The sequence below is a fragment of the Methyloglobulus sp. genome, from assembly GCF_040079455.1.
Taxonomy (GTDB): domain Bacteria; phylum Pseudomonadota; class Gammaproteobacteria; order Methylococcales; family Methylomonadaceae; genus Methyloglobulus.
Map to the genome: position 1 here is coordinate 40,309 of NZ_JBEBKJ010000015.1, position 11,941 is coordinate 52,249.

General features: G+C 45.1%; 12 protein-coding genes and 1 pseudogene. 3 read left to right on the plus strand and 10 right to left on the minus strand.

The genetic code is table 11. From position 1 onward, the window contains the following. Positions 1-47: 47 nt before the first annotated feature. From ABL924_RS05555 to ABL924_RS05575, 5 genes are all read right to left on the minus strand, one after another. Positions 48-941 (minus strand): ferritin-like domain-containing protein, encoded by an 894-nt coding sequence (locus tag ABL924_RS05555; RefSeq protein WP_349026078.1) that lies wholly within the window; start codon positions 939-941, stop codon positions 48-50. 48 nt (positions 942-989) lie between these two features. Then, complete coding sequence (gene ccmB / locus ABL924_RS05560; protein WP_349026079.1) at positions 990-1,667, minus strand: heme exporter protein CcmB; 678 nt, start codon at positions 1,665-1,667, stop codon at positions 990-992. Further along, on the minus strand, positions 1,667-2,290 hold the full coding sequence (ccmA, locus tag ABL924_RS05565; protein WP_349026080.1) for a cytochrome c biogenesis heme-transporting ATPase CcmA: 624 nt from the start codon (positions 2,288-2,290) through the stop codon (positions 1,667-1,669). The genes ccmB and ccmA overlap by 1 nt, the downstream gene beginning before the upstream one ends. A gap of 337 nt (positions 2,291-2,627) precedes the next feature. Beyond that, the gene (gene rlmB, locus ABL924_RS05570; RefSeq protein ID WP_349026081.1) at positions 2,628-3,374 is read right to left on the minus strand and encodes a 23S rRNA (guanosine(2251)-2'-O)-methyltransferase RlmB; all 747 of its coding nucleotides are present in this window, start codon (positions 3,372-3,374) and stop codon (positions 2,628-2,630) included. Positions 3,375-3,475: 101 nt separating this feature from the next. Beyond that, positions 3,476-3,658: a hypothetical protein gene (locus ABL924_RS05575; RefSeq protein ID WP_349026082.1), complete on the minus strand. Its 183-nt coding sequence runs from the start codon at positions 3,656-3,658 to the stop codon at positions 3,476-3,478. Positions 3,659-3,912: 254 nt separating this feature from the next. On the opposite strand from ABL924_RS05575, the gene uvrA reads away from it, so the two are divergent. From uvrA to ABL924_RS05590, 3 genes are all read left to right on the plus strand, one after another. Continuing rightward, positions 3,913-6,726: an excinuclease ABC subunit UvrA gene (gene uvrA, locus ABL924_RS05580; protein WP_349026083.1), complete on the plus strand. Its 2,814-nt coding sequence runs from the start codon at positions 3,913-3,915 to the stop codon at positions 6,724-6,726. A gap of 108 nt (positions 6,727-6,834) precedes the next feature. Then, positions 6,835-7,149 carry a pyrimidine/purine nucleoside phosphorylase gene (locus tag ABL924_RS05585; RefSeq protein ID WP_349026084.1) on the plus strand — a complete coding sequence of 105 codons (315 nt, stop codon included), beginning with the start codon at positions 6,835-6,837 and terminating at the stop codon, positions 7,147-7,149. Between the two features lie 33 nt (positions 7,150-7,182). After that, positions 7,183-8,142: a GNAT family N-acetyltransferase gene (locus ABL924_RS05590; RefSeq protein ID WP_349026085.1), complete on the plus strand. Its 960-nt coding sequence runs from the start codon at positions 7,183-7,185 to the stop codon at positions 8,140-8,142. Here ABL924_RS05590 and ABL924_RS05595 read toward each other — a convergent pair. The 5 genes and pseudogenes from ABL924_RS05595 to ABL924_RS05615 form a co-directional block, all read right to left on the minus strand. Beyond that, positions 8,137-8,697, minus strand: a complete 561-nt coding sequence (locus ABL924_RS05595; RefSeq protein ID WP_349026086.1) for a hypothetical protein — start codon at positions 8,695-8,697, stop codon at positions 8,137-8,139. The genes ABL924_RS05590 and ABL924_RS05595 overlap by 6 nt on opposite strands. A 218-nt stretch (positions 8,698-8,915) precedes the next feature. Then, positions 8,916-10,067, minus strand: a complete 1,152-nt coding sequence (locus tag ABL924_RS05600; RefSeq protein WP_349026087.1) for a HEAT repeat domain-containing protein — start codon at positions 10,065-10,067, stop codon at positions 8,916-8,918. Between the two features lie 114 nt (positions 10,068-10,181). Beyond that, positions 10,182-10,760: a peptide-methionine (R)-S-oxide reductase MsrB gene (gene msrB, locus ABL924_RS05605; protein WP_349026088.1), complete on the minus strand. Its 579-nt coding sequence runs from the start codon at positions 10,758-10,760 to the stop codon at positions 10,182-10,184. A gap of 208 nt (positions 10,761-10,968) precedes the next feature. Next, entirely contained in the window at positions 10,969-11,556 is a 588-nt protein-coding gene (locus ABL924_RS05610) for an SCO family protein (protein WP_349026089.1), read from the minus strand. Between the two features lie 201 nt (positions 11,557-11,757). Next, positions 11,758-11,941, minus strand: a pseudogene (locus tag ABL924_RS05615) (amino acid ABC transporter substrate-binding protein); the annotation flags it as partial.

The window sequence follows — 11,941 nt, forward strand, 5'->3', positions numbered from 1 at the left end:
ATCAGTTGGTTAACAAGCCGCAACCTTGCGGCTTGTTTTTTGATTCGTTAAGCCTTGCAATACGAAGGTATCCAACTCTTGTCAACCAGATCATCAGGTACAGCGGTAAAATCGAACGCCAAACCGTCTTTAATCATTTGGTCAACATTAAATAATTGTCCTATTTCGGGAATATCCCGATAGAACATTGTGAATAACGGCACTACCATCATTTTTGAGAGCTTAGTAGCAATCGGCCCAAGGAAGTTTCTGCGTTGACCGACATGAGCGACTTCGTCTATGGTGATTTCATTCAACAATTCGCGTAGACGTTGTTTGACTTCAGGCTCGTCCGCCAAGACATCATCAAATAACCGATCCAGATGCAAATAGAATGAAACTCCCATTAATTCGGTTACGAAAGCAGGGCCATCCAATAGCACACCAGGCAATTTGGGAAACTGCTCATAAACCCATTCTTTAGCAGGTGATAAAGGCACCCATTCCACTTTGTCTAAGCCGCAAGTACGCAACATTTCGTTAAACAAACGGGCATGACAAAACTCTTCTGCCAGATGTACACGACTGATTTTATCTTCAACAGAGTGAGAATTGGCCATATCTGGAATCACATCCCATGCGCCCTTTATGCCCACCCATTCGTGACGGGCAAACTTGTAGATCCCAGTCAACATAAGCGTCATTCGATCCAATGTCTTCGGATCGTCTTTCATCTCAACATAGTTGCGATAAAAAACATCGGGATTTGCCAAGGGAGTACGTAAGTGTACTGGGTTGTCTTCAAAATATTTAAGACGCGTCCGCTTTTTGGCTAAATCTTTATCGGCCTCGAATAATTCGCCACCATGTTGCTGGGTAAACTTCCAGTAATCCTCAAAATTGTCTTTTCTTTGCTGCTCAGTCGCTACGGTAAAAACGGAAAGATATTTGCCCGAACCCATAATGCCACACTCCAGTTTGCTTTGATATTGCAACTATTTTACGGGATATTAGGAATTTATACTCATTTTTAGTGCAGCAGCAGTCGGCCACGGCGCTAACACCAATGCCATCAACAACATTGAAATCAGGATGTTGATTTGAGCCGTTACAGGTAAACCAGTGCTCGCCATTTCGACAGCATTGCTGGCGAAAATCAACACCGGAACGTATAAAGGTAACACCAACAAAGACAAAATCATTCCACCTCGGCGTAAACCAACCGTTAAAGCCACCCCGACGGCACCTATCAAACTTAATATCGGTGTTCCTAGCAGTAATGTTATCAGTAGAATGCTTAAGGATTCATTAGGCATGCCTAAAAAAACCGCCAATAAGGGCGCAACAATCAATAATGGTAGACCTGTTGTTAACCAATGCGCCGTTATTTTGCCTAAAACAAGAATTGATGTTGGGTATGGGCTCAACAAAATCTGCTCTAGCGAACCATCATCAAAATCGGAACGAAACAAGCTATCCAAAGATAACATGGTAGCCAACAAGGCTGAAACCCAGATGATACCAGGCGCAATCGCTTGCAATAACTTGGGCTGCGCGCCTATCCCTAGCGGGAATAAGGTGATGACAAGGATAAAAAACAGCACCGGATTGGCAATCTCCGAACGTCGTCGCATGGCTAATACCAAATCACGGCGAACAATCGCGGTAAACGCATCAAACATTGCCATCAGGATAACCTTATACTTTGCACATCAACACCTTGCAGATTAACGTCGTGGTGTGATGTCATCACCATCATACCGCCGTTAGCACAGTGTTCAGCCATTAATTCCTCAACCAGCACGATGCCTTGCTTGTCTAGCGAAGTAAACGGCTCGTCCAGTATCCACAAGATATTATGGGTAATTAACAGCCGTGCTAACGATAACCTCCGCTTTTGTCCGGCTGAAAGGGCTTGAATCAAGGTATCGTCATAACCGACCAATTGCACTTTTCCCAAAGCCTGTTGGATAGTCAATTTTCCAGGCTGCCCAAGCGCAAGAGACAATCTCAAATTTTCATTCACGGTCAATTCTTTTTTAATGCCATCCAAATGCCCAACATAAGCCATATCCGAATAATATTGGCTTTGCGGAATTTCTTCTCCACACCACGAAACTGCCCCGGTGTCAGGCTCACGAAAGCCACATATGATACGTAACAGAGACGTTTTTCCACTGCCGTTTTTGCCTTCTAACAGTAAAACTTGTCCCGTATGCACAGCAAAACAGAGGTTTGCAAATAACTCCCTGTCGTCGCGGATGCAGCTTAGGTTTTCGCCTTGAAGCTGGTGTGTTAAGTTAGATTGCATACTCTAAGTTATGAAGAATGCTGTTAAGGGAATCTCTAAAAATTCAAAAAACTCCTTCTCCCTCTGGGAGAAGGCCTGAATGAGGGTAATAAAATCAAGCAATTATATCCCTCACCCTAGCCCTATCCCAGAGGGAGAGGGGATTATTAGAGGTTCCCTTAAGTTAAAATAAAACTCCCTCTCCTGCTGGAGAGGGTCGGGGTGAGGAGAATTAAATCAAGTATGTATTCCCCTCATCCTAACCTTAGCGGCGCAGATTCCATAGCTGCTACCGCACTTCCACCATCCCTGGCGGTCGTCCCTCAAGGAAGAAGGGACTAAATCTCTTAACTTAGCGTCATTGGGTTGTTAAACGCTGCCGCACAGTTTCGTAAAGAAACGCGCCAGTAGCAACGGACAAATTAAGGCTTTCTACTTGGCCTAACATCGGCAACTTAATCAATATATCACATTGTTCCTTGGTCAACCGCCGCAGCCCCTTCCCTTCCGCGCCAATAACCAATGCCATAGGCACAGTCAAATCGGTTTGATAAACGGTTTGGCTTGCTTCACCAGCAGCACCCATAATCCAAATACCTTCGCCCTTAAGCCAACGCAGTGTTCTTGCTAAGTTAGTCACTTGATAAACCGGCACGGTTTCAGCCGCACCACTGGCTACCTTACATACCGTTGGTGTAATACCAGTGGCATTATCTTTAGTGATAATAACGCCTTGTACACCTGTCGCATCAGCAGTTCGCAAACAAGCACCGAAATTATGGGGATCTTGTACATTATCCAACACAAGCAACAATGCTGTGGTGGTCAAGTTTTCCACCATCGTCTTTAAATCGCTTTCACATTGCTCCTCCGGCATTTCGATTTCCATCGCTATGCCTTGATGATTGTTCCCGTCAGCCAAACGGTCAAGTTTTTTCCTGTCCGTTTTTTCTGGTTCAATGCCCAGTGCCATGAGGTTGTCGATGATAACCCCCAAACGCTTATCAACACGCCGTGCATCAACCCAAACCCGCATGATTTTACTCGGCGAATAATCGATTGCCGCCTGTACTGAATGTAAGCCGAAGAGTTTGCTTGATTTCATTAAGCTCTATAATATATTAATTTTTATAAAAAACAGCGTAGGGCAGGTCAAGACTCGCCTTTAGATTAAAAAACCATCAATCCAAATCAAAATAATCTAAATCAAGCGGTGCAACCCAATTTTTGGGATAATGCTCCACGTACAAATCGATAAAAACTCGAATATGGCCAATCGGAAACTCGTTCAACCAAACCACGTTCGACAGGATTATAATGGATATAATCCAGATGCCGATCAAAATCGCTTTGATCACGGGTGGCATGTTCCCAAAACGGCGTAGCCATATTCACCGTTCGAATTTTATCTGTCTCCTTGTTGATATCCGCTCTCTCGGTTCAATAGCACTCGAACAAGAGTCGATTTAATCAAACGCCAACGGATTGTTGCATAAATGGATGCCTCAACTACCGATCAAGAACCCAGCAGAAACAAGGGAAATGACGATGACTTAAATTTAAGTGAGCCAAAACATCCGCGTTTGTCTTAACGTACTTTTAATCGTATATTACCTAGCTGTTTAAATAACCCCTCTTAACGAATGGATACGATCAGCATCCGTGGTGCCAGAACGCACAACCTGAAGAATATCGACCTTGATTTACCTAGGGATAAGCTCATAGTTATCACCGGACTTTCCGGTTCGGGCAAGTCATCGCTGGCTTTCGATACGATTTATGCTGAGGGACAACGGCGCTATGTCGAATCGCTTTCTGCGTATGCACGGCAATTTTTGTCGCGGTTGGAAAAGCCCGATGTTGATCACATCGAAGGCTTATCTCCGGCAATTTCCATCGAGCAAAAATCAACCTCGCACAATCCGCGCTCAACCGTCGGTACGATCACCGAAATATACGATTATCTACGCTTGTTGTATGCCCGTGCCGGTACACCACGCTGCCCTGAACACCAAACTTCGCTAGAAGCACAAACTATCAGCCAGATGGTCGATTCGGTATTGGCGCAGCCACAGGATCAACGTTGGATGCTACTTGCGCCGATAGTTAATGAACGTAAAGGCGAGCATCTGCAATTACTGGATGATTTGAAATCGCAAGGCTTCATTCGGGCGCGGATTGATAGTGTAGTTTACGACCTGGATGATGCGCCGACGTTGGATTTAAAAAAGAAACATACGATTGAAGTGATTGTTGATCGCTTCAAAATTCGCTCAGACATTGCCTTACGCTTAGCAGAATCCTTTGAAACTGCGTTGCGGATCGCTGATGGCATCGCCATTGCGGTTTGCTTAGACGATAACAGCGAACACATATTTTCCGAACGCTACGCTTGTAAGCTCTGCGGTTATAGCCTGACTGAGCTGGAACCAAGAATTTTTTCCTTCAATAACCCCAAAGGGGCATGTAGCAGTTGTGATGGGCTGGGGGTAAGGCAACATTTTGATCCTGAGCTGATTATTCATAACCCTGACATCAGTCTCGCTGGCGGTGCAATACGCGGCTGGGATAGGCGCAACGCTTACTATTATCAGATCATTAGTTCGTTGGCGAAACATTACGGTTTTGATCCTGAAGTACCGTTTTCCAAGCTGACTAAGGACATCCAAGCCGTCATTCTTTTTGGTAGCGACAAAGAAATTATTGAATTCACCTTCCTAAATACTGGCGGCGCAGCAACTAAGAAACGCTACAGTTTTGAAGGCATTATCGCCAATATGGAACGACGTTATCACGAAACCGATTCGACTTTGGTGCGCGAAGAACTGGCAAAATATTTATCCCAAAAGCCCTGTACGGCTTGCAATGGCGCGAGGTTGAACAACTCTGCCAGGAATGTGTTCATCGACGACAAGCCGATACATAACGTAACTCACTTCCCTATCCGGCAATCGTTGGCTTTTTTCAACAAGCTAGATTTGCCTGGTAAGCGCGGAGAAATATCCGCAAAAATTATCAAGGAAATCAGAGAAAGGCTGGAATTTTTGGTGAATGTGGGCTTGGATTACCTAACGCTAGATCGCAGCGCAGACACGCTTTCTGGCGGTGAAGCCCAACGTATTCGGCTTGCCAGCCAGATCGGCGCAGGCTTAGTGGGCGTGATGTATGTGCTGGACGAGCCTTCCATTGGCCTGCATCAACGTGATAATGAGCGCTTGTTGAACACTTTGTTTCGGCTACGCGATTTGGGCAACACGGTGATTGTTGTTGAGCATGATGAAGATGCCATTCGTGCCGCCGATCATATTGTCGATATAGGCCCAGGTGCAGGTGTGCATGGGGGCTGTGTAGTCGCCCAAGGGACGTTTAATGACATACTTAATAATGACGAATCCTTAACCGCACAATATTTATCGGGGAAAATCAGCATTGTCGTACCAGAAACCACCACACCTATCGATACGAAAAAACAAATTACGCTCCGCAATGCCCACGGTAACAACCTAAAAAATGTAACAATCTCAGTTCCTGTTGGCTTACTGACGTGTGTTACGGGGGTATCCGGCTCAGGTAAATCGACCTTGGTTAACGATACGCTGTACTGCCACGCCGCCCGATTAATTAACCGTGCTGGCGTTATCCCCGCACCTTGCGATGCGATAGACGGACTGGAGCATTTCGACAAGGTGGTCGATATTGACCAAAGCCCGATAGGACGCACACCGCGCTCGAATCCGGCGACTTATACCGGCTTGTTCACCCCGATACGCGAACTGTATGCCGCCACGCACGAATCACGTTCACGCGGGTATACGCCGGGACGATTTAGCTTTAACGTAAAAGGTGGCCGCTGCGAAGCCTGTAAAGGCGATGGTGTTATTAAAGTGGAGATGCACTTCCTGCCCGACATTTACGTGCAATGCGACAGATGTAAGGGCAAGCGTTACAACCGCGAAACGCTGGAAATTCGATATAAGGGCAAAACCATCACCCAAATCCTGGATATGACGGTCGAAGATGCCGCTGAATTTTTCAGCGCAGTACCTTCCCTATCCCGTAAACTGCAAACCCTGATTGAAGTCGGCTTGAGTTATATCACCTTGGGACAAAATGCCACCACGCTGTCCGGCGGCGAAGCGCAACGGGTCAAGCTCGCCAAGGAACTGTCCAAACGCGATACCGGAACCACCTTATATATTCTCGATGAACCCACAACGGGTTTGCATTTTCATGACATCAAACAATTGCTAACGGTCTTGCATAAATTAAGAGATCACGGCAATACCGTGGTCGTCATCGAACACAATCTGGACGTTATCAAAACCGCCGACTGGGTTATCGATATGGGACCCGAAGGCGGTGACGGTGGCGGTACGTTAGTTGCAGAAGGCACACCGAAGCAAGTTTCGCAAAATCCAGCGTCCTTTACTGGGGTTTATTTACAGCGGTTTTTTTAAAATTCAATTATTCGTATAGCTGAAGATTACATAAGGGAATCTCTAAAAATAGAATCTGGTATGATGTCTGCCATTTTTAATTCACTAATTAACTGTATAAAGCGCATCATGTCAGAATTCAATAATGTATCCATCATCAAAAAAGCCAATGTTTATTTTGGTGGCAACGTCAACAGTCGCACGGTCAAGTTTGCGGACGATTCCATGAAAACGCTGGGGTTTATGATGCCTGGCGAATACACCTTTAACACCGTCGACAAGGAAATAATGGAAATTATCGACGGCGACTTGGAAGTCTTGCTGCCTGGTTCAGAGCAATGGCAAAAAATCAAAGGTGGCGAATCCTTTGACGTGCCAGCCAATGCCAAATTTACAGTAAAAATAAATTCGCCGACGGATTATTGTTGTTCCTTAATAAAGTGACTTTTTTATTCCTTTAGCGTTAACGAATAAGCTATGAATATCGCCGAATTCCGCGTCGAACCTGCCAACTACCAAGCCGATTTTGACGATCTCCGCGCCGTGCGCGTAGCCGTGTTTGTTAACGAGCAATACATTCCGCAGGAAGTAGAATTCGACAGTGTTGATCCAGACTGCCACCACTTTGTCGCTCGTGACAACCAGAATCGAGCGATTGGCACGGGCAGGCTGACATCTGACGGTAAAATTGGGCGAATGGCTGTATTACAAACATGCCGGGGGCAAGGCATCGGCGAAGCATTATTACTGAACTTAATCAATAAGGCACGTAAATTAGGACGGACAAGTGTGTTCCTTAATGCACAAACTGATGTGTTAGGATTTTACGAAAAATTCGGCTTTATCAGAGAAGGCGATATTTTTACCGAAGCCAATATCCCGCACCAGCGCATGCGCTTGCAGATAGAACCGATAACTAAATCCAGCCGCCCTGCCCCAAAACCGCGTGATGCATTAGTTGAAATCGCCGAATTCAAGACCTTGGAGGGTACAGTCTCAGCAACACTTGAACTTATAACCAAAGCACGTCGGCAAATCTGCATTTATAGCCCCGACCTGGAGTACGTTTTATATGGACGACTAGATATAGGCGAAGCGCTAAAAAAATTTGCGATTAACAGCAGTGGCGGTAACGTATTGATTATTATTCAGGATACCTTGGCAGTACGCAGCCATCCTCATCCTTTGATTGATCTTGCACAACGACTGCCATCGGCATTTTTATTGCGCACCCCGATTGAATCAGATGACTTGCAATATCCTTCGGCTTATTTGACCAATGACCGTGATGGCTATTTATTTCGCCAGCAAAGCAGCCAGTATCGTGGGGTTTGGAGTCCAACCATGCCTTCCCGCAATCGCCAACTGTCTGAGGAGTTCGAGCGTGTTTGGCAGCGATGCCGACCTTGCGCTGAGTTTCGGGCGTTAGGCTTATAGCAGTGTTTTATCCCGTTCCTCTTGATTAACCCGTAACATTGGCGAAAGCCTTTGTTCAACCCGAATAACCGCCCTGTTCAGCACAACGAGGTTATTTTCTTCAACAATCTGTATACCCATGGTATAAAAAATAGGCAGCCAAAATGGATTGATTAACACGCCACCTACCGCGCTTTTACTAAAGCGTTTAAGGTTTTTTAACGGATTATAAGACTCAGACAGCGCACACATGGGTTGTTCAACAAAAACTTTGCAAATAGGATTCAATTTGGTCTGTTCGACGCTATTCAATTGTTCCAGCGATGCCAGAAGCTTGCGTTCCATATTATGATAATTCATGCGAGCCAAACTTGAGGTGATGGCAAACGTAAGGGCGACGAGCGGCAAAATCACAGTTGGCGGAGCAACAGGCGCAAAAGTGGAAGACAACATGACGGTACCCAGACCCAACATGAGAATATCTTCTCCCCACTCCACATCCCGGTCAATACCTTTAACAACGGCGGCAGCGGTACAATCAGATTTGCCCATCAGATAATGTTGTTCTCGCTTCATGAAACTTCTCCTGTTACAGGCTAATCTCTCGTTATAACTTGTTATCCGGTTGTGTCAATTTCACAATAGGATCATTGTGCGCCTTTACCGCGACTATTCAAGCGGTTTCTGCTAAGACACCAAACCTATTATGATCCGTGACCGCTTATGATCCATAACTGCCATGATGGATCATCTCCATATTACTGTCCAATGCATCACTGTTTTCAACGTAAATACTATAATTTAGTCGTATCTGCATCACGTACTATGGTTTGATGCCAAGTGCCATCTGGATTTTCATCGGGGCTTGAATTTGGGTCGAATTCCTTGTAGACCTTCAAAGCTTGATCATCCAATGGAAAAGTGCCTAACACAGCCTGCGCCGCATTTTTCACGTCGAAATTTTCATTGGGATTTTGTATTTTAGATAACAGTGTGTCGCGCACATCTTCAAAGCTAAATCCTCCTAAAGCTGAAATCGCCGCTACTTTTACTGCCTGATTTGTATCATTGGCTGCTTCGGTAAAAGTCTGAAGTGCCGCCTCATCATGGCCTGCCCACTGGGAAAGCATCAATAGGCTTGTTTCCCTCAACTGAGGGTCTTGAGCATGCAGAAGCGGCGTTATTGTTTCAACGACATCTTGTTGTTCTGTAAGCGAGATAACGTCACCTACTCGATTAAGGGTAGACAGGGCTGCGACAGCTAACTTCGTATTTGCACCTGAATCATTCTGTAATATGTCCAGCACCATAGCTCGTGTTTGTGCATCTTGCGTACCACCGACTTGGCCTAACATTGACAGCGCACCAACACGTTGTTGCGGAGTGCCATCACGCAATAGCTGTACAGCGACAGCTTGGGCATCGAAAGCTCCCCCACTTGCCAATAGGGCAGAGCTAAGCATGTCACCTAATGGCGTACCAGCAACCTCCAAGAAACGCTCCATCACAAGTTTGGTTGCTGCCGGATCAGCCTGCATTAATGCCATTAACTGTTGAAACTCAGCACTCGCTTGTAAATCGTCAACTGTTTTTTTCTGAGCCGACAAAAATTCTAAAGTTGTAAGTAATTCCGATGCCGGCTTACTTGGAGCACTTAAATTGGGCTGTACTAAACCTTCAACAAGCGTGGTTGCAGAATTACAGTTGGCCGTTAAATAGGCATTTTCCTGGATTAACTTGGCAATATCTGGGTTGATAGCGGCGATTTGTTGGGTTTCTTGCCTTTTGGTATTGATACCATCATTTGGCAAAGGCTTAGCTTCAACATTTTTTATAGGCTGTGCAACATGCTGACCAAACCAGTTATCTCGAATATAAAATCCTAAAAGAAAAGCAACAATAAGCGCTATGCACAAGAAGATATTAGTAGAATGTAATGTACGCATTTTTTGCTTTTAATTCCTATGAGGGAAATTAGGCGTGACGATCTTAGTACGTCTCCACCGCACGAAAAACCTATCCTAACACCCTAAATCAATCACAAATAGTCTTACTTCCTGCTACTTATGTTGGGGTTTGCTATTTTGGAAAAGCGGCAAAAACTCCCCATAGCCTTCTTTTGCCAAATCTTCTGCCGGGACAAACCGCAATGATGCTGAATTCATGCAATAACGTAAACCGGTCGGTTTTGGGCCATCATCGAAAACATGGCCGAGGTGGGAATCGCCATGTTTGGAGCGAACTTCGGTACGCGAGAAAAATAATCGGTTATCTTTCTTTTCGGCAATGTTTTCATGAGCCAGCGGCTTGGTAAAACTCGGCCAACCGGTACCAGAATCAAATTTATCCAACGACGAAAACAACGGCTCACCACTGACGACATCCACATAGATGCCTGCCCGTTTTTCATCCCAGTAGGTATTGTTGAAAGGCGGCTCTGTACCTTCTTGTTGGGTGACCTTGTATTGTAAATCGCTTAGCCTTTGCCGTAGCACGTCATCCGCTGGTTTGCTGTAGTGCTTTTCGCTTTTATTCTGTAGGTCAACTGGTTGCATATCTGCTCCTGGTTTTTGTTGGGCATTGCCTTTTGTTAAAGACAAAAATGTTATCAATAACAACAAGGTAAATAGTGTTTTCATCGCGTTATCTTCCTTATATTCAAATAATAAGTTCTATCGATAATTATCGGAATCGAATTACGATAGCCACTATAATTTTCCGCCTCTTCAATTTGGACTAAAAACGAGAAAGAACGTGAGAAATTACAGACAACTAAGCAAGTACTTAGATACCAGCTTAAGATATTAAAATAACATCCACAATTTGTTAACCCTAATGGGAGACCGCCTAAAGCGAATTGAATTCATTTATCAAATCATGGGCGTTGGCGGTTCCTTCAATTCGCACCCAGGAACTGGAATTGGCAGCACGCATGAGGGTTAATGATGTGTGGTTCATTTTGTCGCCACGATAAGCATCAAAAGCTCTTTGAATCAATTGCAATTCGGCAAGGTCGCCAGTCAAAAACTGCCAATTTGATCCGGCCTTAAATTTTTTGGCATATTCGGCCAACGTAGCAGGCGTATCGTGTTCAGGGTCGATGGAGATCGAAACGAATCGCAGATTGGCCGATGAAGCGCCAATAGATTCATAGACTTTGGACAATATCGCCGTCATGATTGGGCAGATGGTACTGCAGGTCGTAAAAATAAAATTCACGATGACTGGACTACCCTGATCCAGGACAACGGAAAGTTGAGTTTTTCGTCCATCTTGGGTGACTACATCGACACTCGGGACTTTATAGCCATGAATAGAACGCGAATAACTCGATTGAGGTGTGGCTTCGGCTTTGATGATGGTACTGGTCACAAACAATAGCAAAGCAATGGCTATTACCAAAGGATGTGGGCATTTAATATCAGTAATGTGCATAATTAATCAATCCATTTTCTTCTATTGATCCGGCCTTTTAATGTTTAACATGCCTTCGGCTCCGCTCAGGGAGCCTGCGTTGTGTCCGCATAGTTCCCTGAGCGGAGCCGAAGGGAAGTTAAACTATCCCAATTGATACCATCCTTCCTCAGGATATGGTGCCTTTTGGCTTAGAGCTATTTACAGGAACGTAGCTGGGCTTTATGGAACTATCCAACCGTTCTCTGACAACAAATGTCCATCGGGAGATACTTTAACAATATAACCGCCCTTAGACGCAAACCGCTGTCCAGCCCCCAAGCTAAGATGCGGGTAAATACTGTTCGTGGAGAGCGTGGCTAACATACCTTCCACTCGCTCGATGATATACGCCGGCGAAAAATTG

Bases quoted from the DNA above. Each gene is read 5' to 3' on its own strand.
- ccmB (WP_349026079.1), bottom strand. From the start codon at position 1,667: ATGGCAATGTTTGATGCGTTTACCGCGATTGTTCGCCGTGATTTGGTA.
- rlmB (WP_349026081.1), bottom strand. From the start codon at position 3,374: ATGAAATCAAGCAAACTCTTCGGCTTACATTCAGTACAGGCGGCAATC.
- ABL924_RS05590 (WP_349026085.1), top strand. From the start codon at position 7,183: ATGAATATCGCCGAATTCCGCGTCGAACCTGCCAACTACCAAGCCGAT.
- ccmA (WP_349026080.1), bottom strand. From the start codon at position 2,290: ATGCAATCTAACTTAACACACCAGCTTCAAGGCGAAAACCTAAGCTGC.
- msrB (WP_349026088.1), bottom strand. From the start codon at position 10,760: ATGAAAACACTATTTACCTTGTTGTTATTGATAACATTTTTGTCTTTA.
- ABL924_RS05575 (WP_349026082.1), bottom strand. From the start codon at position 3,658: ATGGCTACGCCGTTTTGGGAACATGCCACCCGTGATCAAAGCGATTTT.
- ABL924_RS05595 (WP_349026086.1), bottom strand. From the start codon at position 8,697: ATGAAGCGAGAACAACATTATCTGATGGGCAAATCTGATTGTACCGCT.
- uvrA (WP_349026083.1), top strand. From the start codon at position 3,913: ATGGATACGATCAGCATCCGTGGTGCCAGAACGCACAACCTGAAGAAT.
- ABL924_RS05610 (WP_349026089.1), bottom strand. From the start codon at position 11,556: ATGCACATTACTGATATTAAATGCCCACATCCTTTGGTAATAGCCATT.
- ABL924_RS05555 (WP_349026078.1), bottom strand. From the start codon at position 941: ATGGGTTCGGGCAAATATCTTTCCGTTTTTACCGTAGCGACTGAGCAG.
- ABL924_RS05585 (WP_349026084.1), top strand. From the start codon at position 6,835: ATGTCAGAATTCAATAATGTATCCATCATCAAAAAAGCCAATGTTTAT.
- ABL924_RS05600 (WP_349026087.1), bottom strand. From the start codon at position 10,067: ATGCGTACATTACATTCTACTAATATCTTCTTGTGCATAGCGCTTATT.